General features: G+C 59.2%; 21 protein-coding genes. 11 read left to right on the forward strand and 10 right to left on the reverse strand.

Features of this window, described 5'->3' with window-relative positions; genetic code table 11:
- The first annotated feature begins 2 nt into the window (after positions 1 to 2).
- Positions 3 to 362, forward strand: a complete 360-nt coding sequence (locus CPA42_RS08345; protein ID WP_002519283.1) for a hypothetical protein — start codon at positions 3 to 5, stop codon at positions 360 to 362.
- Positions 363 to 801: 439 nt separating this feature from the next.
- Positions 802 to 2,814 carry an oxidoreductase gene (locus CPA42_RS08355; protein ID WP_002516954.1) on the forward strand — a complete coding sequence of 671 codons (2,013 nt, stop codon included), beginning with the start codon at positions 802 to 804 and terminating at the stop codon, positions 2,812 to 2,814.
- 73 nt (positions 2,815 to 2,887) lie between these two features.
- On the opposite strand, the gene CPA42_RS08360 is transcribed toward CPA42_RS08355, so the two are convergent.
- From CPA42_RS08360 to CPA42_RS08400, 9 genes are all read right to left on the reverse strand, one after another.
- A complete protein-coding gene (locus CPA42_RS08360; RefSeq protein WP_002516993.1) occupies positions 2,888 to 3,244 on the reverse strand; it encodes a metal-sulfur cluster assembly factor in 357 nt (118 codons plus the stop codon).
- Positions 3,241 to 3,741 carry a Fe-S cluster assembly sulfur transfer protein SufU gene (sufU, locus tag CPA42_RS08365; protein WP_002516914.1) on the reverse strand — a complete coding sequence of 167 codons (501 nt, stop codon included), beginning with the start codon at positions 3,739 to 3,741 and terminating at the stop codon, positions 3,241 to 3,243. Before sufU ends, CPA42_RS08360 begins: the two co-directional genes overlap by 4 nt.
- Positions 3,738 to 4,979 carry an aminotransferase class V-fold PLP-dependent enzyme gene (locus CPA42_RS08370; RefSeq protein WP_002516976.1) on the reverse strand — a complete coding sequence of 414 codons (1,242 nt, stop codon included), beginning with the start codon at positions 4,977 to 4,979 and terminating at the stop codon, positions 3,738 to 3,740. Before CPA42_RS08370 ends, sufU begins: the two co-directional genes overlap by 4 nt.
- Complete coding sequence (sufC, locus tag CPA42_RS08375; protein ID WP_002516906.1) at positions 4,976 to 5,749, reverse strand: Fe-S cluster assembly ATPase SufC; 774 nt, start codon at positions 5,747 to 5,749, stop codon at positions 4,976 to 4,978. Before sufC ends, CPA42_RS08370 begins: the two co-directional genes overlap by 4 nt.
- A 6-nt stretch (positions 5,750 to 5,755) precedes the next feature.
- Positions 5,756 to 6,079, reverse strand: a complete 324-nt coding sequence (locus tag CPA42_RS08380; RefSeq protein ID WP_002516953.1) for a non-heme iron oxygenase ferredoxin subunit — start codon at positions 6,077 to 6,079, stop codon at positions 5,756 to 5,758.
- Positions 6,079 to 7,179: a Fe-S cluster assembly protein SufD gene (gene sufD / locus CPA42_RS08385; protein ID WP_002519282.1), complete on the reverse strand. Its 1,101-nt coding sequence runs from the start codon at positions 7,177 to 7,179 to the stop codon at positions 6,079 to 6,081. The genes CPA42_RS08380 and sufD overlap by 1 nt, the downstream gene beginning before the upstream one ends.
- 160 nt (positions 7,180 to 7,339) lie before the next feature.
- Positions 7,340 to 8,788 carry a Fe-S cluster assembly protein SufB gene (sufB, locus tag CPA42_RS08390; RefSeq protein WP_002517013.1) on the reverse strand — a complete coding sequence of 483 codons (1,449 nt, stop codon included), beginning with the start codon at positions 8,786 to 8,788 and terminating at the stop codon, positions 7,340 to 7,342.
- The gene (locus CPA42_RS08395) at positions 8,785 to 9,549 is read right to left on the reverse strand and encodes a helix-turn-helix transcriptional regulator (RefSeq protein ID WP_002516977.1); all 765 of its coding nucleotides are present in this window, start codon (positions 9,547 to 9,549) and stop codon (positions 8,785 to 8,787) included. The genes sufB and CPA42_RS08395 overlap by 4 nt, the downstream gene beginning before the upstream one ends.
- Positions 9,550 to 9,727: 178 nt before the next feature.
- Positions 9,728 to 10,039 carry a hypothetical protein gene (locus CPA42_RS08400; protein ID WP_002520253.1) on the reverse strand — a complete coding sequence of 104 codons (312 nt, stop codon included), beginning with the start codon at positions 10,037 to 10,039 and terminating at the stop codon, positions 9,728 to 9,730.
- Here CPA42_RS08400 and CPA42_RS08405 point away from each other — a divergent pair.
- From CPA42_RS08405 to CPA42_RS08440, 9 genes are all read left to right on the forward strand, one after another.
- Positions 10,023 to 11,129, forward strand: coding sequence for a sugar ABC transporter substrate-binding protein (locus tag CPA42_RS08405; protein WP_002519280.1), 1,107 nt, complete (start codon positions 10,023 to 10,025; stop codon positions 11,127 to 11,129). The genes CPA42_RS08400 and CPA42_RS08405 overlap by 17 nt on opposite strands.
- 100 nt (positions 11,130 to 11,229) lie before the next feature.
- Positions 11,230 to 12,834 carry an ABC transporter permease subunit gene (locus CPA42_RS08410; RefSeq protein WP_002517030.1) on the forward strand — a complete coding sequence of 535 codons (1,605 nt, stop codon included), beginning with the start codon at positions 11,230 to 11,232 and terminating at the stop codon, positions 12,832 to 12,834.
- On the forward strand, positions 12,834 to 13,283 hold the full coding sequence (locus tag CPA42_RS13585) for a hypothetical protein (protein WP_002516988.1): 450 nt from the start codon (positions 12,834 to 12,836) through the stop codon (positions 13,281 to 13,283). Before CPA42_RS08410 ends, CPA42_RS13585 begins: the two co-directional genes overlap by 1 nt.
- Positions 13,225 to 13,734 carry an ABC transporter permease subunit gene (locus tag CPA42_RS13590; RefSeq protein ID WP_008600319.1) on the forward strand — a complete coding sequence of 170 codons (510 nt, stop codon included), beginning with the start codon at positions 13,225 to 13,227 and terminating at the stop codon, positions 13,732 to 13,734. Before CPA42_RS13585 ends, CPA42_RS13590 begins: the two co-directional genes overlap by 59 nt.
- Before the next feature lie 25 nt (positions 13,735 to 13,759).
- The gene (locus CPA42_RS08420) at positions 13,760 to 14,821 is read left to right on the forward strand and encodes a LacI family DNA-binding transcriptional regulator (protein WP_002519278.1); all 1,062 of its coding nucleotides are present in this window, start codon (positions 13,760 to 13,762) and stop codon (positions 14,819 to 14,821) included.
- Positions 14,822 to 14,984: 163 nt separating this feature from the next.
- A complete protein-coding gene (locus CPA42_RS08425) occupies positions 14,985 to 17,468 on the forward strand; it encodes a sodium-translocating pyrophosphatase (RefSeq protein ID WP_002516966.1) in 2,484 nt (827 codons plus the stop codon).
- A gap of 43 nt (positions 17,469 to 17,511) precedes the next feature.
- Entirely contained in the window at positions 17,512 to 18,246 is a 735-nt protein-coding gene (locus tag CPA42_RS08430; protein WP_002518400.1) for an ABC transporter ATP-binding protein, read from the forward strand.
- Positions 18,221 to 19,012: an ABC transporter permease gene (locus CPA42_RS08435; protein WP_002519277.1), complete on the forward strand. Its 792-nt coding sequence runs from the start codon at positions 18,221 to 18,223 to the stop codon at positions 19,010 to 19,012. Before CPA42_RS08430 ends, CPA42_RS08435 begins: the two co-directional genes overlap by 26 nt.
- Positions 19,009 to 19,890: a COX15/CtaA family protein gene (locus tag CPA42_RS08440; RefSeq protein ID WP_002519276.1), complete on the forward strand. Its 882-nt coding sequence runs from the start codon at positions 19,009 to 19,011 to the stop codon at positions 19,888 to 19,890. Before CPA42_RS08435 ends, CPA42_RS08440 begins: the two co-directional genes overlap by 4 nt.
- A gap of 101 nt (positions 19,891 to 19,991) precedes the next feature.
- Here the strand turns inward: CPA42_RS08440 and CPA42_RS08445 are convergent, their stop codons facing one another.
- Positions 19,992 to 21,500, reverse strand: coding sequence for a sialidase family protein (locus CPA42_RS08445; protein ID WP_002516963.1), 1,509 nt, complete (start codon positions 21,498 to 21,500; stop codon positions 19,992 to 19,994).
- Positions 21,501 to 21,510 lie beyond the last annotated feature (10 nt).

A 21,510-nucleotide genomic window follows, 5' to 3' on the forward strand; every position in this document is an offset into this window, starting at 1 on the left:
GAATGTCTGACATGAGTATGCCACGCCGAGCAGCACCAGAGGACGACACCGATCTGGCGGACGCCGCCCGTTCATGGCGCAGATACCTCATCCTCGTCATTTGTGGCGTTATCGTCGCTGTCCTCGGACTAGGCATTTTCGGGTATCTTGCGTGGTGGTCATTGTGCGATCAAGCTGCCGGGGTCTGTCAGCGTGGTGAACCCGTTATGTACTGGTGTTCGGTGGTCTCTCTGGCCATTCTCGGACTCATTATCGGGGTCTTGACGCAGATCTGGCTGGAGAAGCGCTGGTGGCACATGCTTGCCATCGTCATCCCGGCTGTTTTCATCGTCGCCGGTATCTTTTTCTGGCTCGCCGTCTAAGAAGGGGCGTCACAGATTCCACAAACGACACAGGTATTGATCTCCGTTTTATCGGCTCCTAGCAGCCGTGGTCAACGTATCGCTATCAAGCGATACAGGACTCGTCGTTCGCATCGTTGTTGTGCTGCTGGGAAACAATCCCAGCGATCTACTCGGCTACCGCCAGACAGTTCACTCACAACCCCTCACACCGGCGCAGACATCAAATCCCATTCTCGATAGACGGCCCACACCACTAGTATCGACCACTACTGGCGATCCTCCCACGTGCGAAACCTTCGCCACGAACAATCTCAGCTGATGGGGACCTGACCTACGACCTTCTCGCGCGATATCTCCACGATTTCAGGAGCCGCGTTCACGTCGAGCGAATAGACTAAGAACGCACACGGCATCTGTTTCAGTGCGCCATCGACGACGCCGGCCGGGGGAGGTTGTTGTGAGCGAGATCCATCGAATTCTGTTCGAACCGACGACTATCGGTTCCATCCACGTCAAGAACCGCTATGCCATGGGTCCCATGGGGCCGCTAGGCATGTCCACCGCCGAGGGCGGCTGGAACCAACGAGGAATTGACTACTACGTCCGGCGCGCTGCCGGCGGTATTGGTCTCATCATCACCGGTGTCTGCCAGGTGACGAACCCCATCGAGCATCTGCCAAGCGGCACCTTACCGAATCCGACTCTGTCTCCGGCGTCTTTCCTGCGGACATCGCGGGAAATGACCGAGCGCGTCCATGCCCATGATTCCCGCATTGTCCTGCAAGTCGGCGCCGGGTTTGGCAGCGTCATTATGCCGGTCGTACTGCGTCAGGGAGAACGTCCAGCAGCACCGTCAGAAATCCCCTATAAGTGGAATCCACACATCACTTGTCGCGAGATCACCACCGACGAGATCCACCAGATCGTCGCCCAGTTCCGCATCGCTGCAAAAGTGGCCTATGAGGCCGGGTTTGACGGGATCCAAGTGCATGCATGCCACGAGGGCTACCTTCTGGACCAATTCGCCACCGAGAAGTTCAACCATCGCACCGACGAGTACGGCGGTTCCCTCGAAAACCGGCTGAGATTCCCGCGCGAGATCGTCGAAGCCATCCACGAAACAGTCGGAGACGACTTCCCAGTACAAATCAGGTTCTCGCCAAAGTCCATGATGAAGGATTGGAATGTCGGCGCCCTCCCCGACGAGGACTTTGAGGAGGTCGGCCGCGACATGCCCGAGGGCATTGAAGCGGCCCGCCTGCTGCACTCTTACGGCTACGAGGCGCTTGATATTGATGTTGGATGCTATGACGCCTGGTTCTGGAATCATCCGCCGATGTACCAGGCCAAGGGGTTGTACCTGCCTTATGCCTCCGAACTCAAGGAAGCCTTACCCGATATTCCGCTCATCGTCGCAGGCAGGATGGACGATCCCGATCTTGCCGCTAATGCTGTTTCTGACGGGATCGTCGACATGGTGTCCCTCGCCCGTCCGACACTGGCGGACCCGGACATCGTCGTCAAACTGCAGACCGACCACGCCGAGCGGGTGCGTCCCTGCATCTCTTGTCAGGAGGGCTGCCTTGGTCGTATCGGCACGTACACCGTCCTCAACTGCTCGGTGAACCCCGAAGCCGGACGCGAGGCCGACACCCACCTGCACCCGGTGCTACCGCACCATGCCAAGCGGGTGCTCGTCATCGGAGCTGAGCTGGCCGGCATGGAGGCCGCACGAGTTCTCAGTGAGCGCGGACACGAGGTCGTCATCGTCGAGGCCAGCAACCACATTGGCGGAGTCGTCCTCGCAGGTGGTCAACCCTCCTTCAAGGAGGACGACCTAGCTCTACTCGAGTGGTACCGCACCACCTTGGAAGAGCTGGGTGTGGAGATTCGGCTCAACACTCCCGCGACGGCTGACCTTATCGCCTCTTTCGGGGCCGATCACATCATTTTGGCGACCGGATCGACGCCGCGTCGACTCAACCTGGGTGATGATACCAAGGTCATTGACGCCACCGACGCCCTACTCAACCGCAACGCCTTGGGTAGCAAAATTGTCATCATCGGTGGCGGATTGACGGGCTGTGAGCTGGCCCTCGCGATGAGAGAAGTCGACGCCGAGGTGACAATCATCGAAGCCGAGGCCAATATCCTCACCCATAATGCCCCGCTGTGTGTTGCCAACGAGGATATGCTCCGTCGCTTAGTGCCATTCCGCGGCATCACGGTGATGGCAGACGCCAAGGCTCTGCACACCACGCCAAAGGGATTGATGACCGAAGTCAACGGCCACGAGCAAGAAATACCAGCCGACACCGTGGTCACCGCTATCGGATACCTACCCGAGCAGGATCTTCGTGGTGCCGTCGAGGCGACTGGGCTACCGTTCAACGTCATCGGTGACGCTCGCAAGCCGGCCAACATCATGTACGCAATCTGGGACGCCTACGAGGTCGCAGCCGTAATCTGACCAATCCAGACTGTGTCTGTTGGTGGCAGTCAGAGCCCGGGGGTCTTCCTGACCACCCGGGCTATTCGTCGGTTCACACGTTGAAGCCAATTGCCTGAAGCTGCGCCCGACCATCGTCGGTGATGCGCTCCAGGCCCCACGGCGGCAACCATACCCAGTTGATCGTCACGGACTTCACAATCCCCTCCAACACGGTCTGGGTGTCGTATTCCAGACGATCAGTCAACGGACACGTAGGGCTCGTCAGCGTCATATCAATAGTGACATTGCCCTCGCCATCGATATTGACCCCGTAGACGAGACCGAGGTCAACAACATTAACCATGAGTTCAGGGTCAATGACATCCTTCATTGCCTCGATGACGTCATCAACAGTCGGCATCGCCGTCAGCGTCACCTCTTGGCCGGGAAGTGCGTTCTCCTCGCTCATCGGCTCTCCTCCTTCGTCTCGTTGCTGTCAGTTCCTGAAACAGAACCGACCTTGTCCGGGGAGCCCTCGGTCACCTTTAGCAGACTGTCTTCCAGAGCTGACCAACCGAGCATCGCGCACTTCACCCGGGCCATGAGCTTGGCAACTCCCTCGAAAGCCACGGCATCCTCGTAGATATCCTCGTCAAGCTCGACGGTGCCACGCGAGCGCATCATTTCCTGAAAGCCCCGATAAAGGTCCTGAGCCTCACCAATAGTCTTACCAATAACAAGATCCGTCATAACAGACGTCGATGCCTGCGAAATCGAACAACCCACAGCATCATAAGACACGTCAGTAATGACGTCGCCATCTACATGCACCCGCAGCAACAACTCGTCCCCACAAGACGGGTTGACCTGGGTTACCTCGGCGTCATAGCCCTCACGCAGACCGCTGTGATGCTTCTCCCGGTAGTGGTCCAGGATGATCTGCTGGTACATCTCTTCGACGTTCATGCCGCACCTCCGGCGAAAAAGTTCCGAGCGTACTCGACAGATTCGACGAGGCGATCCACCTCGTCGGTGGTGGAGTACAAGTATGACGACGCACGGAGGGAGGACTGTATTCCCAATCTCTCATGCAACGGCCTGGCGCAGTGGTGACCGCCTCGCACCGCAACGCCATGACCATCCATGATGCTCATCGCATCATGCGGATGCACCCCCTCGATGGTGAAGGACACCGTTCCGGTACGAGCGGTGGCGTCGCTTGGTCCGAGGATGTGCACTCCCTTGACGGTCTGGAGCTCTTCGAGCATCCGAGCAGCCAGCTCATGTTCGTGCTCGGCGATGGCCTGCATCCCGATGCCATCTAGGTAGTCGGCGGCCACCCCGAGGGCAGCCAGCTGTGCGATCGGCGGGGTGCCTGCCTCAAAACGATGCGGAGGCTCGGCGTAGGTCGATCCCTCCATGCGCACGACCTCGATCATCTCGCCGCCTCCGAGGAAGGGCGGTAGCTCAGCGAGGAGATCATAGCGTCCCCAGAGAATGCCGATACCCGTCGGACCGCACATCTTGTGACCGGTGAAGGCCACCAAATCAGCACCCAAGGTCGTCATATCGACAGGCATCTGAGGCACAGCCTGAGATGCATCGACGACCATGACGGCACCGACGGAGTGGGCCTGCTCGGCGATCATCCCGATGGGGTTGATCGTCCCCAGCACGTTCGAGGCCAACGTCAACGAGACGACCTTGGTGCGCCCATTAATGAGCCCCTCCGCCTCAGCCTTCTCGAGGTCGAGCCGGCCGTCATCAGTGATGTCGAACCACCTCAGGGTGGCACCGGTGCGCTGACAGATGATCTGCCATGGAACCAAGTTGGAGTGGTGCTCCATCACCGAAATGACGATCTCGTCACCAGGTCCGAGACGCTCACCCAGGGTGTACGCGCACAAATTAAGGGCTTCAGACGCGTTCGACAGAGCCACCACTTCCTCGGGGCGCGCCGCCCCGATAAACCGCGCAAGGCGTTCCCGCCCACCCTCATAAGCCTGGGTAGACTCCAACCCGAGCTGGTGCATGGCCCGTGCAACATTGGCGTTGTGACGCGCGTAGTGGTCGCTCAGAGTGTCAATAACAACCTGGGGTTTTTGGGAAGTGTTAGCCGAGTCGAGGTACGTCAACGGGTAATCCCCCACCCTGGTGGACAGGATGGGGAAGTCTTTCCTGATCTTCTCGACGTCGTAGCTCATAATGAGGCGTTGGCCTTGGCAGCGGACAGGTGCTTCTCGTAGCCTTCAGCCTCGAGCTCTTCGCCCAGCTCCGGACCGCCAGTAGCGGCAACCCGACCGTCGACGTAGACGTGAACCTGTGTGGGTTTTACGTAACGCAGGATGCGGGTGTAGTGGGTGATGAGCATCAGACCATGCTCCGGATCAGTCATGTAGCGGTTGACCGTGTTGGCGACGACTTTGAGAGCGTCGATGTCCAGACCGGAGTCGGTCTCGTCAAGGATGGCGAACCTCGGGTGCAGCAATTCCAACTGAGCCATCTCGGAGCGTTTCTTCTCGCCACCAGAGAATCCCTCATTGACGGAACGCTCAGCGAAGTCCGGATCAAGCTCCTGACGGGTCAGGGCCTCGTTGACCTCCTTGACCCAGGTGCGCAGCTTCGGGGCCCGGCCTTCAATAGCGGTGCGGGCAGTGCGTAGGAAGTTGGCGACGGAGACACCAGGAACCTCGACCGGGTACTGCATCGACAGAAACAGGCCGGCACGAGCACGCTCGTCAACGGTCATGGCCAGCAGGTCCTCACCGTCGAGAGTCACGGAACCACCGGTGACCGTGTACTTGGGATGCCCGGCCAGGGTATATGCCAGGGTCGACTTGCCCGAACCGTTCGGCCCCATGATGGCGTGGACTTCTCCGGAATTGATAGTCAGGTCGACTCCCTTGAGGATCTGCTTGGGACCGGCCTCGGTCTCAACGTCGACGTGAAGGTCATTGATCTGCAGGGTTGCCATGGTGGTTCAGGACTCCTTGGTGATGGGATTGGCGACGTCGACGAGAACGTTGTCGCCGTCGATAGTCACGGGGTAAACGGAAAGTGGTTCGGTGGCGGGGAGGCTACGTGGCTCCCCTGTACGCAGGTCGAAGAAGGAGCCGTGCATGTAACACTCCAAGCCGCAATCGACGACCTCTCCATCGACCATTGGCACCTCGGCGTGAGTACAAGTAGCTCCAACGGCAAAGACCTCGCCATCGGTGCGCACCAGAACGACGTCGATGCCGTCGACCTCGAACTCCTGCGGGGAGTTCTCTTTCAGGGCCGAAAGGGTAGTGACGACGGACATCAGCCCTCCTCCACCGAGGGGGAGGATCCGAGGCTCTCGACAAGTTCGGCCTCAATGCGGGCCACAAGCTCCTCAGAGATCTCGGGCACGCCGATCTTACGGACGATGTCGGTGAAGAAACCATGCACGACAAGGCGGCGGGCCTCAGCCTCCTCGACACCCCGCGATTGCAGGTAGAACAGCTGCTCGGCGTCGAAACGGCCAGTGGAGGCCGAGTGTCCGGCGCCGCGAATATTGCCGGTCTGGATCTCCAAGTTTGGTACCGCGTCGGCACGACAGCCCTCGGTGAGGACGAGATTCTTGTTTGACTCGTAGGTGTCAATGTCCTCTGCCACCGGGCGGATAAGCACGTCACCGATCCACACTGAGTGCGCATCCTTGCCCTGTAAACAGCCGCGGAAGTCCACGTGAGACTCGGTGCTGGGGGCGTTGTGATCGACAAACAAACGGTGCTCGATGTGCTGACCGGCATCGGCGAAGTAAGCGCCGAGCTGGGTCAGATTGCCGCCGGGGCCGTTGTAGGAGGCCGTCTGACAGATGCGTACGGCTTTGCCGCCGAAACTGGCCTGGGCGGTGCGGACGGTGGCGTCGCGACCAATTTCAAAGGAAACCTGAGCCCCGTGGATAGCAGCATCATCCCACTCCTGGACGAAAAGCACCGTAGCCTGTGCACCGTCGCCAATGCGGAATGTCCAGTTCTCACCGAGGTGAGCCACGCCACGGTGACGCACGATGACGGTAACTTCGGCATGGTTACCGATCTCGACGACTACGTTGTGGTGGCAGGCGATTTCATCGTTGTGACCGGCGACGGTGACTTCGACCGGGGCCTTGAGGGAGGTCTCGGCTGGGATGACGACGCGGCGATTGACGGCGTGCGGGTCAGCTGCGGCCAAGGCCGACAGACGATCCTGCGGAGTCTCGGCCAATTTCTTCAGCTCACTCGTGGCCAGGTCGGTGACGGTGATGCCGTCAGCCCTCTTGACGTCGACGTCGATGATGCCGGCCTCCTGACGTGGCTCGAGGGCGACCTCGGACAGAACCGGTATGAAGGTCTTAATCGGGGTGAACCGCCAAATCTCCTCACGCCCGGTGGGCATGGGGTGGTCAGCGATCTCCCATGATGGGGTGGGGTGCAGATGGGATTCGACGTCGTTTTCGATAGTGACGTTGTGGCCCTTGCCGGGCGCGGCAACTGGTGCGCTCAACGCGGTGTCTCTCTTTCTCGAAAAAGTGGGGTTCGTTGGGGCCGGGGTCGGATCAGCCGACCGCACCCTCCATCTGCAGTTCCATGAGTCGGTTGAGCTCCAGGGCGTACTCCATCGGCAACTCTTTGGCGATGGGCTCGATAAATCCGCGCACGATCATGGCCATCGCCTCTTCCTCAGTAAGACCACGCTGCATGAGGTAGAACAGCTGGTCCTCGCTCACCTTGGAGACAGTAGCCTCGTGAGCCATCGACACCTCGTCAGTACGGATGTCGTTGTAGGGATAGGTGTCCGAGCGCGAGATGTCGTCAACGAGCAGAGCGTCACAACGCACAGCTGAAGACGAGTGATGGGCATCCTTACCGACGGAGACCAGGCCGCGGTACGCGGAGCGCCCCCCACCCTGGGAGATCGACTTGGAGACGATTGTCGACGAGGTGTAGGGGGCCTTATGGACCATTTTGGCGCCGGTGTCTTGGTGCTGGCTTTCAGCAGCAAAAGCAACCGACAGTGCCTCACCCTTTGCATGGGGGCCCATGAGGTAGCAAGCCGGGTATTTCATATTGGCTTTGGAACCGATATTGCCGTCGATCCACTCCATCGTGCCGCCTTCTTCGACGTAAGCGCGCTGGGTGACGAGGTTGTACACGTTGTTCGACCAGTTCTGGATGGTCGTATAACGGCAGCGAGCGTTCTTTTTGACGATGATCTCGACGACCGCGGCGTGCAGGGAATCCGACTTGTAGATCGGGGCAGTGCAGCCCTCGACGTAGTGAACGTACGCGCCCTCGTCGACGATAATCAGGGTCCGCTCGAACTGTCCGAGATTCTCGGTATTCATACGGAAGTAGGCCTGCAGCGGGATGGTGCAGTGGACACCCTTCGGCACGTAGATGAAGGAGCCACCCGACCACACCGCAGAGTTGAGGGCGGAGAACTTGTTGTCACCGAGCGGGACAGCGCTGGCAAAATGCTCGCGGAAGAGCTCAGGCTCCTCCTTGAGCGCAGTGTCAGTGTCGAGGAAGACGACACCCTGCTTGCCGAGCTCCTCGTTAATCTTGTGGTAAACCACTTCAGACTCGTACTGGGCGGCAACGCCGGCAACCAGCCGATCCTTCTCAGCCTCCGGGATACCCAGACGGTCGTAGGTGTTCTTAATATCGGCGGGAAGGTCCTCCCAGGACGCTGCCTGACGCTCCTGGGCACGCACGAAGTACTTGATCTGGTCAAAGTCAATCGTGCTGATATCGACACCCCAGGTCGGCATCGGCTTGCGCTGGAAAAGCTTGAGAGCCTTGAGCCGCATATCGAGCATCCACTGTGGCTCATGTTTCATAGCCGATATGCCACGCACGACATCCTCGGACAGTCCGCGCCGGGAAGCCGCGGCGTAAGCGTCAGAGTCGTGCCAACCATATTTGTAGCCACTCAGGGCAGCCAGGTGTTCGTCTTGACTGGCACCGGCGCCCGGGAGGCTTGCGGGAGTGTCAACCTGGGTCATGAATGGTCCTTTCGGATGGATGGACTCTTGGACGGCTCGGCTAGTGCCCGACGAGTAATCTCAACATCGACGGGAACGTGGGTAGTGCATACCCCGTCACCGTGCGCGATCGTCGCCAACCGCTGAACGTGAGACCCAAGGAGTTCCGAAAACAGCTGAGTCTCGACATTGCACAGCTGCGGGAAGACCTTGGCCACCTCCGCTACGGGGCAATTATGTTGACAGATCTGTTGCCCCGCACCAGCTGGTTGAATGGTGGCCACATAGCCGTCGGCCGACAGTACCTCAGCCAGCAGCTGAGCCGGGACTTCGTCGGGGCGCGCCTGACGCAGCGCTCGGTAACGCGACTCGATGTCATCGACTCGAGCCTTAGCCACCGCGTCAAGAGCAGAGGGGCCCGCTGCATCGGCAAGTTGCCGAAGGGCCGATATCGCCAGGTCGTCGTAGGCGGTGTAATAGTCGGCACGCCCGTGATCGGTCAGGAAGAACACGCGGGAAGGTCGGCCCCTTCCGCGAGCTCCAAAGACCTTCTTCTCACGGGAATCGACGAGACCCCGACTCACAAGAGCACTGAGATGGCGACGTACCGCCGCCGCTGTCAGACCAAGACGATCGGCCAGTTCACTGGCCGTCGACGGACCATTGTGCAGGATGGACGACATCACACGATCTCTCGTGGGGCTGTCCGCAGTCTCCTGCTCGTGCTCGCCGACGATGTCGCGACCTGCGACGGCCACCTCGGTGTCGGTCGAATTTTTCACAACTCCATTGTTGCCTAAAAGAGGACTGGTGCAAGTAAGTCAGCCCTAAGACGAAGCTGCGAGCAGCCTACTCTTCGAAAACCCAATAATTACTGCCGTCATCGCACCGACATACAGAACAGGAACGACAGCCCCAACCGCATCTCACATGCATACACACGCTGAGAGAAAACTCACATCAAACACCCTGGACACCCATGAAAGATTTTGCAAGAATTGCGTCAGCTTGCAAGGCAGTGACAACGAAATGTCCTCCTAATGTAAGAACCCTCGCTCGACGATGAGCGTCGAGCTGCCTCGAAAGGTGTGACCCCATGTCCGACATCACCCGTCGCTCAATGCTCCTTGGAAGCCTCGGTGTTGCTGCCATCGGCGTCCTGTCCGCATGTGGTGGCAACGACTCCCCCTCCACATCCGCGTCCTCGTCATCAGGTAAGAACTCCTCCGCAGCTGGAGCCGCCGGCTCAATCTTGGTGTGGACCGACTCCAACCGTGAACCCGTCTTGCGCAAAGTTGCCGAGCAGTTCAAATCCGACACCGGCGTCACCGTCAAACTAGCCGTCAAAGACTTCGCCAAGATTCCCGACGACTTCATCACCCAGGCGCCCACCGGCAAGGGCCCCGACGCCGCCATCGCCGCCCACGACGCCACCGGGCGCATGGTCCAAAATGGCGTTATCGCCCCCTTGGAGCTCGGTGAAATCTCCGCCTATCAGGACGTCGCCATCCAGGCGTTTACCGTCAACGGCAAGATCTACGGCGTCCCCTACGCCACCGAGAACATCGCCCTAGTTCGCAACACCACATTCGTCAAGGACGCCCCGAAGACCTTCGACGACATGATCGAGATGGGCAAGAAGTCCGGGGCCAAGTACCCCTTCCTCGTCGGTTTGGATCCCAAGCAGTCAGATCCGTACCACCTGTACCCATTCCAGGCCTCCTTCGGGGCTCCGGTCTTTGAGCTCAAGGACAAAGGATTCGATTCCAGCAAGGTCGCCATGGGAGGTACCAACGGCGAGAAATTTGCCTCCTGGCTAGCCGATCAAGGCAAGACCAAGAACTTCAACCTAAACGTGTCTCAAGACATATCGAAGGATCTGTTTGCTAAGGGCCAGGCAGCATTTATCCTCACCGGCCCCTGGAGCCTCGACAGTTTCACAAAGGCCGGCATCAAGTATGAGATCAGTGAGGTCCCCTCAGCAGGTGATCGGCCCGCCACACCGTTCGTCGGCGTCCAGGGGTTCTGGATGAGCGCCAAGACTAAAGACGCCGTCGCCACTCAAAAATTCCTCGTCGAGTACATAGGAAACCCCAACGTCCAAACCGAACTGTTCAAAGTTGGACACCGTCCGCCGGCCAGCAAGCAGGCTTTTGAGAAAGCCAAAACTGATAAAGACGTCGCCGCATTCGGTGCCGTCGGTCAAAAGGCCGTCCCGATGCCAAACATCCCGGCCATGGGCTCAGTGTGGGCCGACTGGGGCGTTGCTCAGGCCGAAATTATCAGCGGCAAGGCCTCTAACCCGAAGGCCACCTGGGACGCAATGGTCAAGGCCATCGACGACAAGATCAAGAAAGTCTGATCGCCGCTATCTGGTGGGGCATACCGCATAGTATGCCCCACCCTCGCAACGCCAATGACGGCGTTTCCTATGACCCGTGGAATCGGAGAATCCCCACATCATGTCGTCATCGTTAACCATCAATCGCAAGGCCCGAGAAAAACGTGTCGCCGCAGCGAGCGGCAAGTACTCCGGGTCGCTGTGGGCCTGGATCACCAAGATCGCCTTGCTCGGCATCCTCGACGCCATCGCCGTCTACGGCGTTATGACCGCTATTGCTCACAGTTCACCCCTGATGGCCATCGTCATCGCTGCTGTCGCCATCATCGTTACCGTCATATACTTGCCGCCCAACCGGATGTTGCCTGCCAAGTATCTGGCACCGGGCATCATCTTCATGGTTATCTTCTCGGTAGGCGTAATGGCCTATACGATCTATGTGGGTTTCACGAATTATGGTGACGGCCACAACGGCAGCCGTGACGACGCCGTCGCCGCCATCCAACGCAACCACCAGGAACGCGTCCCCAACGCTCCGGCGTACAACTCTAGCGTCGCCGAAAAGGACGGCAAGCTGGCCCTGATCGTCATTGACCCCGGCACCAAAAAGGTACAAGCTGGCACTCCCAACCAACCTCTAGAACCGGTCGAGGGAGCTGAGCTTAACTCTTTAGGCAAGATCAAGAATCTTCCGGGTTACCGCGTCCTCCCTTTCTCCGAGGTGTCCCAGCGCAGTAACGAGATCTCCCAGTTGCGGGTTCCCGTCTCCAAGGACTCTTCGGCTGGATTCATCCGCACCACCACCGGCTCGCAAGCCTTCGAGTTCATCTCGACGATGACCTACGATAAGAAAGCCGGGACGATGACCGATAAAAAGGGCACCGTCTATAGGGACAATGGGCGTGGCAATTTCGTTTCAGCTTCTGGTAAATCGCTAGAGCCAGGCTGGAAAGTTACCGTCGGGTTCTTCAACTTCAAGAAGGCTCTCACCGACCATGGCGTACGTGGGCCATTCCTACGAGTAACAGCGTGGACGTTCGCCTTCGCGGTGCTGTCGGTACTCACCACCTTCGCCCTCGGTCTCGCCCTGGCCCTGTTATTCAATGACGCATCTATGAAGGGGCAGAAGACCTACCGGATACTCATGCTGCTGCCCTACGCCTTCCCGTGCTTCTTGTCGGCCCTGGTGTGGTCAGGCATGTTCAACCAAGAGTTCGGCTTTATCAACCAAGTATTGTTGGGCGGAGTATCGATCCCATGGCTGACTAATCCTTGGATTGCTAAGGCAGCCGTTCTCATCGTCAACTTGTGGCTGGGCTTCCCCTACATGTTCATCGTCTCGACGGGTGCCCTGCAGTCCATCCCATCCGACATTCTGGAGGCTTCTCGGCTCGACGGCGCAAGCACTTGGCGAATCTTTACCAAGATCAAGCTTCCGCTGCTCATGGTGCCACTAGCCCCGCTGCTCATCAGTTCTTTCGCCTTCAACTTTAATAACTTTGTCCTCATCTACATGCTGACTCTCGGTGGCCCCCGGTTCACCGACACCAGCCTCGACGTCGGCGCTACCGACATCCTTATCTCGATGGTGTACAAGGTTGCCTTCTCTGGAGCTCAACGCGACTATGGCCTGGCGAGCGCTTTCTCTGTCATCATCTTCATCATTGTTGGCGTGATCTCCTGGCTCGGGTTCCGCCAGACCAAATCCCTTGAGGAGGTCAACTGATGAGCACCGCAACGGTGTCTTCTGCAATCAAAGATGCCAACCGCAACACCCCGTTTTCTAAGCGGTTCAAGTCGCAGTGGTGGCGTCACCTCCTTGGCATCATCGCCGTAGTCTTCGCGGCCTTCCCCCTGGTCTATGTCCTCTCGGCCTCCCTCGCACCGGGTGGCACCCTGACTGGTTCGAACAAACTGTTCTCCCAGACCGACTTCTCGAATTACTCCAAACTCGTGAGTGACCCGGTGCGTCCTTATGCGCAGTGGTACCTCAACACCCTCATCATCGCCGCTGTCACCGCAGTGCTAACCGTCTTCCTGGGAGCGCTGGCCGCCTACAGCTTCTCTCGGATGCGCTTCAAAGGACGGCGGGCTGTTGGCCCTCATGCTGGTGCAGATGTTCCCGCAGCTGCTGACGGTTGTCGCCATCTTCCTACTGCTTACCTGGCTCGGTGACGTCTACCCGGTGTTGGGCATTGGGTCAAGATTGGCTCTCATCATGGTCTATTTGGGCGGCGCTCTGGGAGCGAATACCTACCTCATGTACGGATTCTTCAACACCGTGCCACAATCCCTTGACGAGGCAGCACGAGTGGACGGTGCCGGCCACGCCCGTATATTCTTTACCCTCATCCTGCCGTTAGCAGCCCCCATTCTGGCGGTCGTGGGTCTACTGAGCTTTATTGGCTCCTTTACCGAGTATGTCGTGGCCTCAGTGATCCTCGGCGCTGACCCGCACACCTCCACCCTGGCCATCGGCTTGTACCAGTACGTGTCCACCGAAAACAGCTCTAACTGGGGTGTCTTCGCGGCCGGCGCTGTCCTCGCCGCCCTGCCCCCGATGGTGTTGTTCCTGTGGCTCCAAAAGTACATCGTCTCCGGTCTGACCGGCGGAGCCGTCAAATGATGCTGACACGTTGCCGGGAGGAAATATGAGCGGACCAACTTTGGCTGATATTGCCTATCAAGCGGGCGTAAGCCAGGCGACCGTCTCGCGAGTCCTCAACGACAAGCCTGGAGTATCTAGCCCCACCCGGCAGTGTGTCCTCACCGCCCTCGACGTACTGGGGTATCAACGCCCCACCCATCTCAAACCCGTCACTACCGGCCTGATGGGGCTCATCGTTCCTGAACTCACCAATCCGGTCTTCGCGAGCCACGCCCAAGCCATTGAGACCTTGCTCTCTAGGGAGGGGTACGCCACTGCGGTGTGTACCCAAGCCCCCGGTGGCATGCGTGAGGATGACTACATCCGGGTTCTGCAGTCGCGTCAGGTCGCCGGGATCATCGTCATGTCGGGGTCTCACGCCGACACCACGGCAGACATGTCTACCTACCACGAACTGGTTGACGTCGGACTTCCGTTGGTTCTTGTCAACGGTTACTCCCCCAGCATTGCGGTTCCCCAGATCAGTGACGACGACATATCTGCCATGGATCAGGCCGTTGCGCACTTGGTTGGGTTAGGTCACAAGCACCTAGGTCTAGCCGTCGGTCCGCGACGATACGTTCCGGTGCAACGTAAGGAACAGGGTTTGCGGGCTGCCATGGATCGTCATCTCGAGGGACGGGGCAGGGTCACCGTCAGCAATACGGTCTTTTCTGTTGACGGCGGGGCTCGTGCTGCTGTTGATTTGCTCGGCCAAGGGGTCAACGCCATCATCTGCGGCTCCGACCTGATGGCCTTGGGAGCGATTCGCGCCGCAAGGGCGCAAGGATTATCGGTTCCCGATGATGTATCAGTGATTGGGTGCGATGACTCGGACCTCATGAGGTACACCGATCCTCCACTAACGAGTCTTCGTCAAGACGTCGAGCTTATTTCCACGATGGCGGTCCAATCCCTCATGGGGTCAATTCGCGGCGACACCGCCTTCTTCGGTGAGCGCCTGGTGCGACCCGAGCTCGTCATCCGGGGTACGACGGCATCGGCCCGAGTGTCGACCATGAATCCCTCGGTGAGCCGCCAACACTCAGCCGCGCTGTGCCTATGAGCGATACCCGCTTCGCCCGGTGACATTCTGCACATCACGACTCTGACTGCTGACAAGGGGACCATCACGTCATACGGTTAGAAGTAGGCCTGCACGGATGCAGGTGCACGAGAGCTCTCAGGAGAGACAGCATCGTGAACAAGGTTGACAAGGGGGTTTCCCCATGAAGCGCCTACGTAGCTGCGCACTGCCCATACTTCTTACCACCCTCGCTCTAGCTGGATGTGGTTCCGGCGGGCAGACCAAGGGAGGAGGTGGCGGTGAGGCCAATCTAAAGCTGCCTCCTCTCAATGAGCACGTCGGAAACGTCTCCGGGACTGCCCTGCTGTGGATCGGACTGGTGATCTGCCTGTTCGGTTTGGGGTTCGGTCTGGTGACGTATGCCAAGCTGCAAAAGTTACCCGTCCATGAGGCGATGCATGAGGTTTCCGAACTCATCTACGAAACCTGTAAGACCTACCTTAAGCAGCAGGCCAAGTTCCTCATGCTGCTGTGGGCTTTCATCGCTGCGGTTATCGTCGTGTACTTCCTGCTCCTCGAACACATGGGCGCCAAGGTACTCATCATCTTGCTGTTTAGCCTTGTCGGGATGGCGGGATCTTTCGGAGTCGCCTGGTATGGCATTCGCGTCAACACTTTCGCGAACTCCCGTACCGCCCATGCGTCACTGCGCGGTTCCCCATGGGAGACCTTCGACATTCCCATGCGTTCTGGCATGAGCATCGGCATGGTCCTCATCAGCGTCGAGTTGACCCTCATGCTCTTCATCATGCTGGTGCTACCCGGCGATCTCGCTGGCCCGTGCTTCATCGGATTCGCCATCGGCGAGTCCCTCGGCGCGGCCTGCTTACGTATCGCTGGCGGTATCTTCACCAAGATCGCTGACGTTGGCGCTGACCTCATGAAGATCGCCTTCCACATCAAGGAAGATGACGCCCGTAACCCGGGTGTCATCGCTGACTGCACCGGTGACAATGCCGGCGACTCAGTCGGACCGTCCGCTGATGGATTTGAGACCTACGGCGTCACCGGTGTGGCCCTCATCACCTTCGTACTGGGAGCCGTTCCGGATCAGACGGAACAGGTCCAATTACTGGTGTGGATCTTCGTCGTCCGCGTTGTCATGCTCATCGCATCTTTCGTGTCCTACCTCATCAACAACGCCGTCGCGAAAGCCCGCTACGGCACGGTCTCGGAGATGGACTTCGAGAAGCCGCTGAGTTCCCTGGTGTGGATTACCTCGGTGATGTCAATCCTGCTGACCGTCCTGACTACCCGGTGGATGCTCGGTTCAATGGGAGACGGAACGATGTGGTGGAAGCTGTCCATCATCATCTCCTGTGGCACCCTGGCCGGTGCCCTCATTCCGGAGCTCGTCAAGGCTTTCACCTCAACGAATTCTCGTCACGTGCGTGAGGTCGTTACGAGCGCCCGAGAGGGAGGCGCTTCCTTGGACATTTTATCTGGCCTGGTCGCCGGTAACTTCTCCGGATTCTGGTTGGGCATCATCATCGTCGCCCTAATGGGCGCATCCTTCCTCGTCTCGGGCGCCGGCTCGGGCCTGGGCGACATGGGAGCTATGAGCGAAGTCAAGTGGGCAGTCTTCGCTTTCGGTCTCGTCGCCTTTGGCTTCCTCGGCATGGGTGCGGTGACGATCGCTGTCGACTCTTATGGTCCGGTGACCGATAACGCCCAGAGCGTCTACGAGCTGTCGACTATCGAAGATATCCCGAACGTCTCCAACGAGCTCAAGAAGCACTACGGATTCGCCCCCAGGTGGGACATCGCCAAGCACATCTTGGAAGCTCAGGATGGCGCTGGTAACACCTTCAAGGCCACGGCCAAGCCGGTGCTCATCGGTACTGCTGTCGTTGGCGCGACCACGATGATCTTCTCGATCATCATGATGCTCACCGAGGGCCTATCGAATGCTGCTGAGGTCAACAAACTAGGCCTGGCCCACGCCCCATTCCTGCTCGGCCTCATCACCGGCGGCGCCGTCATCTACTGGTTCTCCGGAGCCTCGATGCAGGCTGTCACGACCGGCGCTTACCGGGCCGTCGAGTTCATCAAGAACAATATGCAGCTCGATCAGAACGCCACCAAGGCCTCCAGTAAAGACTCCAAGAAGGTCGTCCAGATCTGCACCGAGTATGCCCAGAAGGGCATGCTCAACATCTTCCTGGGTGTGTTCTTCGCAGCCCTCGGGTTCGCTTTCGTCGATCCGTACTTCTTCATCGGGTACCTGATCTCGATTGCCATCTTCGGCCTTTACCAAGCCATCTTCATGGCCAACGCCGGTGGCGCTTGGGACAACGCAAAGAAGATTGTTGAGGTGGACCTGGATGCCAAAGGCACTGAGCTGCATGACGCTTCGGTGGTTGGTGATACCGTTGGCGACCCGTTCAAGGACACCTCATCGGTGGCCCTTAACCCGGTCATTAAGTTCACAACTCTTTTCGGCCTGCTAGCCGTGGAGTTGGCAGTGTCAATTGGTGCCGGTCTGCTGACCTACATTCTTGCCGCGGTGTTCATCCTCGTCGCTTGCGTCTTCGTCTACCGTTCCTTCTACGGCATGAGAATTGACTCGACGAAGGATCCTGACGAGTTCGGCGTCGTCGCTAAGGAGGCTGGCAGCGGGTCGTGATTGGCAGAAGGGTTCTACACTGGCCGTCGTGCCGGAAACCCCTTTGACTCTGGACCCTCACGCTCCAACAGAAGTCCTGCTTCTCGAGGACGTGAGGGTCACGTTCGGTCATGTTATTGCCCTTGATGGTCTGAGTTTGACCGCTGCCACCGGCGCTATCACCGCTGTGCTAGGCCCCAATGGTGCGGGTAAGACGACGATGATGCGCTGCTGCACATCTCTCATCTCTCCCGACTCTGGACGCATCGACGTACTTGGCCATGCCCCAGGCAGCCCCGAGGCCGCCGCTGCCACCGGACTTATGCCTCAGAGCGCCGGTGCCTGGAGCGGCATCCGAGCTGGCGAGCTATTGCACTACATGGCGGGTCTGCACGCCAATCCCATCGACCCGGACCTCCTCATCGAAGCGCTAGCGATTACCCCTTTTGCGCGCACCACCTATCGACGCCTCTCCGGCGGCCAACAGCAGGCCGTCAACCTTGCCGCCGCCCTGGTTGGCCGCCCCAAGCTGGTATTCCTCGATGAACCGACCTCAGGGATGGATCCTCACGCCCGCCATCATACGTGGGATATCGTTGAGCAAATGCGTCATGACGGGGTCTCCGTCGTGCTCACTACCCACAACATGGATGAGGCTCAACGGCTGGCTGATCACGTCTGGATCGTCGATCGCGGCAGGGTCGCAACTCATGGAACTGTGCTAGAGCTCACCGCTGAGTCGAGTTTGGAAGATGTGTTCCTCACTCACACTAGTGACCGCGCAGCAGGGAGGAATTGACATGACGACACTCGATCTCCGCCCCGCACCTCAGGCCGCACCGGCTGCTGCACGCGTGCGTAACCACGCTCTCACCGAGGTGCGTCTGGTGATGCGCAACGGTGAGCAGCTGCTACTGGCTCTCGTCATTCCCATCGGGATCATCGTCGCCGGGCGCTTCCTGGGCGGCCGGGTCGGACTGACGATGGACGTCTTAGCACCCTCAGTGCTGGCGCTCGCCATCTGGTCGACATGTTTCACTTCCCAAGCGATCATGACCGGTTTTGAACGTCGTTACGGGGTGCTCGAACGATTGTCCGCAACCCCGTTAGGTCGGTCGGGTCTGCTAGCTGGCAAGGCGATGGCTTATTCCGTTATCAGTCTCGCTCAGGTGATACTGCTTGTCATCGTCTCTTTAGCGCTGGGCTGGCACCCCCACGGTTCCGGCCTGGCCTGGCTCCCAACCCTGGTGAGCGTTGCGCTCGCCATGATGACATTCGGGCTCGCCGCACTGGCAATGGCCGGCTCTCTCAAAGCCGAAGTCACTCTCGGACTGGCCAACTTGGTATACATCGTCGGTCTGGTTGCAGGAGCCGTAGTGTGGCCGCTGGTGGATTACCCAAAGGCCATTCGCCCCGTCATCGCTGCCCTGCCTACTACTGCCCTCGGAGAGTCACTGCGTGCCTGGGGAGTTGGATACACTCTGTGGTGGCCACTAGCAAGCCTGGCAGGCTGGGCGATTCTGCTCGGACTGTTGGCCCGAAAGGTGTTCACGTGGATCTCATGACTGCCCGGGATCGTCGTCTGTACGGCTGGTGTATCGCAGCTCTCGTTACCAATATGGGCATCGTCGTCACGGGTGCAGTGGTACGTCTGACCGGATCGGGCCTGGGCTGCAACACCTGGCCCCACTGCACCGCCGGATCGTTCACCCCACATGAGGCGATGGGAATTCATTCCTTCGTCGAGTTCGGCAACCGGCTCCTCACCTTTGTACTTGTGGCGGTCGCTATCGGGGCTCTCGTGCGCTGTTACCGGATCAAGATCACAGCTCAACTCATGGCCCTTTGCTGGATCAACCTGGTGTCAATCGCTCTACAAGCTGTCATCGGTGGAGTTTCAGTGCGGGTGGGCCTTAATCCCTTTGTGGTGGCCCTGCACCTGCTGATGTCGGTGGCGATCATCCTTGTCAACGTCAAGATGATCTGGCTGGTCGGCCCCCATTCCAGTGAGGCCGTTGACGGACTCACGATGGGCCTAGTGCGAGCCACGGTGGCAATGATGTGCGTTGTCATGTGGCTAGGAACGGTAGTGACGGGGTCAGGGCCCAATGCCGGTGATTCGGGCTCAGCGCGCACCGGGTTCAACATCGAAACCGTCGCGCGGCTGCACGGCATCTCGGTGTGGATCACGGTGGCACTGACGATCGCCTGCCTGGTCATCGCCACAACCCGTCATCTAGCCATGATGCGTCGCTGGAGCATTATTTTGGTGTCGGTGGAGATCTATCAGGCGATCGTCGGATATTCGCAGTACTTCGCCCACCTCAACCCGTGGCTAGTTATCTGGCACATGGTTGGCGTGTCCTTAGCAGCAGCGGCAGTCGGGGCCCTGTGGTGCAGTGTGCGTCCTATGCCCTCGCCGGTACTCAACCGGCAGTCCTAAGCGTGAACTGGAAGATTGACAACCCCCTAACCGGCTACGTAGGTCGTAGCCGGTGCAGATGACCCGTCAGGGACCCGCCGCCCTCCGGCCCTGGTCAGCGCTCAGTCTCCTGTGTGCGGCAAACTAGTGGGACGCGACGAGGCACCTCCGTGAAGAGAACCGGAGGGAGTTGCAGTGGGCGGGAGAGATGTGCCGGAAGTTGGTTTTCCAGAAGTCGGCCTCCCGGAAGGAGCCAACGGGCACACGGAATTCAACCACCCCATCGGAATGGTGGAGTACCGAATACCGTCGCGCTCCCACAGAACGCCCAACGCCCCGTCGGACTGCACCGCTGCCGTGGTGTATCCGACTTCCCCGGGCATGTAGGTCTGGTGACTGACCCATGTCCGTCCGTCATCGCAGGAGACCGAGAGAGTACCGTTTACCCGTTCCGTGGCATTGCGGGCATTCGTGAATAACAGGATCCTGGCTTTCGCCGACCCGGCCCGGGCATTGGGGTAGGCCCGAATGATCTGGGCGTTGTTGGTGGGGTCGATGAGGTCATCGACCAGCTTCACCGGCCCCCAGGTCAAGCCACCGTCTTGGGAATAGGCCACTTTGCGCCGACCGGAACGGGCTGCGTCCCTGGAATTGAGCATGAGGGTACCGTCGGACAGTTCCACCACCTTGTTCTCGTCCATCATTCGGCCCACCGGGTTGCCAGCATGCCAGGTGATGCCGTGATCATCGGAATAGATCGACTGGGCCTGTTGGCCGACGCTGTTGCGCACCGTCATCTGGGCAATGAGACGTCCAGCGTGGGGGCCGTGGAGCAACGCTATGCCCTGCCCTGATGCCACGAATCGTGTTCGAGTGGTGGGATCCGAGGTGATCTCGCGCGTGATGTCCCGATGGGTCCAGGTGTGTCCATTGTCGGTCGAGGTAGAGACCTCGGCGTGCAGAACATGACGATCATCCGGGTCCGTGCCCACCTCCGATGTGGCGAATCCTCTGTCGTAGGACTTCACGTGAAAATTGAGGATGCGGCCCGTGGCTGGATCGACGAGATAGGAAGGATCGGAGTATCCCACCTTCCTGCGACCCGGGGTCCCGGCATGGATGACGGTTTGCGGACCCCACGTCCTACCATTGTCGCGAGAGCGGCGCTGCACGATGGAATTGGGGTTAGGCGCATCGCCGGCGCTCCCCGGACGCAGATCGTAGGAAGCCAGCAAATCGCCGTTCGAAGCGGTCGCAAGGGCTGGGATTCGGTAAAAAACGCCTTCCGGATGCTCATTGACAGCCAAATCCACGACGGGGCCAAGGAGCATCCGTGTGCTCGAATCAGCACGAACATCCGGCAGAGGTGCCGGCACTGCTGCGGGCCATGTCCGGTCGACTTTCATAATGGCTCCCCTGGCGTTGCGGACGATCTTCTTACCGAAGAAGAGATTAGTGCCCGACTGATCGGTGCTGGTGATATCACCCGTGACGAGTTTCGGCTGGGTGGTGGCCGCAACTGGGGCCGGAGCCCTGCCTGATGCCATAGCCGACTGCGTCACCATGGGAACCCCGATGACGACCATGATTCCGGCAGTGGTCAACGCGCTCAGTTTCGTGGTCAGAGTCATGCCATGCTCC

The sequence above is a fragment of the Cutibacterium acnes genome, assembly GCF_003030305.1.
GTDB lineage: Bacteria > Actinomycetota > Actinomycetes > Propionibacteriales > Propionibacteriaceae > Cutibacterium > Cutibacterium acnes.

Excerpts from the sequence above, each read along its gene's own strand:
- CPA42_RS13585 (WP_002516988.1), top strand. The coding sequence starts at position 12,834 with ATGAGCACCGCAACGGTGTCTTCTGCAATCAAAGATGCCAACCGCAAC.
- CPA42_RS08345 (WP_002519283.1), top strand. The coding sequence starts at position 3 with ATGTCTGACATGAGTATGCCACGCCGAGCAGCACCAGAGGACGACACC.
- sufD (WP_002519282.1), bottom strand. The coding sequence starts at position 7,179 with ATGCCCACCGGGCGTGAGGAGATTTGGCGGTTCACCCCGATTAAGACC.
- CPA42_RS08420 (WP_002519278.1), top strand. The coding sequence starts at position 13,760 with ATGAGCGGACCAACTTTGGCTGATATTGCCTATCAAGCGGGCGTAAGC.
- CPA42_RS08440 (WP_002519276.1), top strand. The coding sequence starts at position 19,009 with ATGACTGCCCGGGATCGTCGTCTGTACGGCTGGTGTATCGCAGCTCTC.
- CPA42_RS08370 (WP_002516976.1), bottom strand. The coding sequence starts at position 4,979 with ATGAGCTACGACGTCGAGAAGATCAGGAAAGACTTCCCCATCCTGTCC.
- sufU (WP_002516914.1), bottom strand. The coding sequence starts at position 3,741 with ATGAACGTCGAAGAGATGTACCAGCAGATCATCCTGGACCACTACCGG.
- CPA42_RS08410 (WP_002517030.1), top strand. The coding sequence starts at position 11,230 with ATGTCGTCATCGTTAACCATCAATCGCAAGGCCCGAGAAAAACGTGTC.
- CPA42_RS08445 (WP_002516963.1), bottom strand. The coding sequence starts at position 21,500 with ATGACTCTGACCACGAAACTGAGCGCGTTGACCACTGCCGGAATCATG.
- CPA42_RS08380 (WP_002516953.1), bottom strand. The coding sequence starts at position 6,079 with ATGTCCGTCGTCACTACCCTTTCGGCCCTGAAAGAGAACTCCCCGCAG.
- CPA42_RS08360 (WP_002516993.1), bottom strand. The coding sequence starts at position 3,244 with ATGAGCGAGGAGAACGCACTTCCCGGCCAAGAGGTGACGCTGACGGCG.
- sufB (WP_002517013.1), bottom strand. The coding sequence starts at position 8,788 with ATGACCCAGGTTGACACTCCCGCAAGCCTCCCGGGCGCCGGTGCCAGT.
- CPA42_RS08425 (WP_002516966.1), top strand. The coding sequence starts at position 14,985 with ATGAAGCGCCTACGTAGCTGCGCACTGCCCATACTTCTTACCACCCTC.
- sufC (WP_002516906.1), bottom strand. The coding sequence starts at position 5,749 with ATGGCAACCCTGCAGATCAATGACCTTCACGTCGACGTTGAGACCGAG.
- CPA42_RS13590 (WP_008600319.1), top strand. The coding sequence starts at position 13,225 with ATGTTCCCGCAGCTGCTGACGGTTGTCGCCATCTTCCTACTGCTTACC.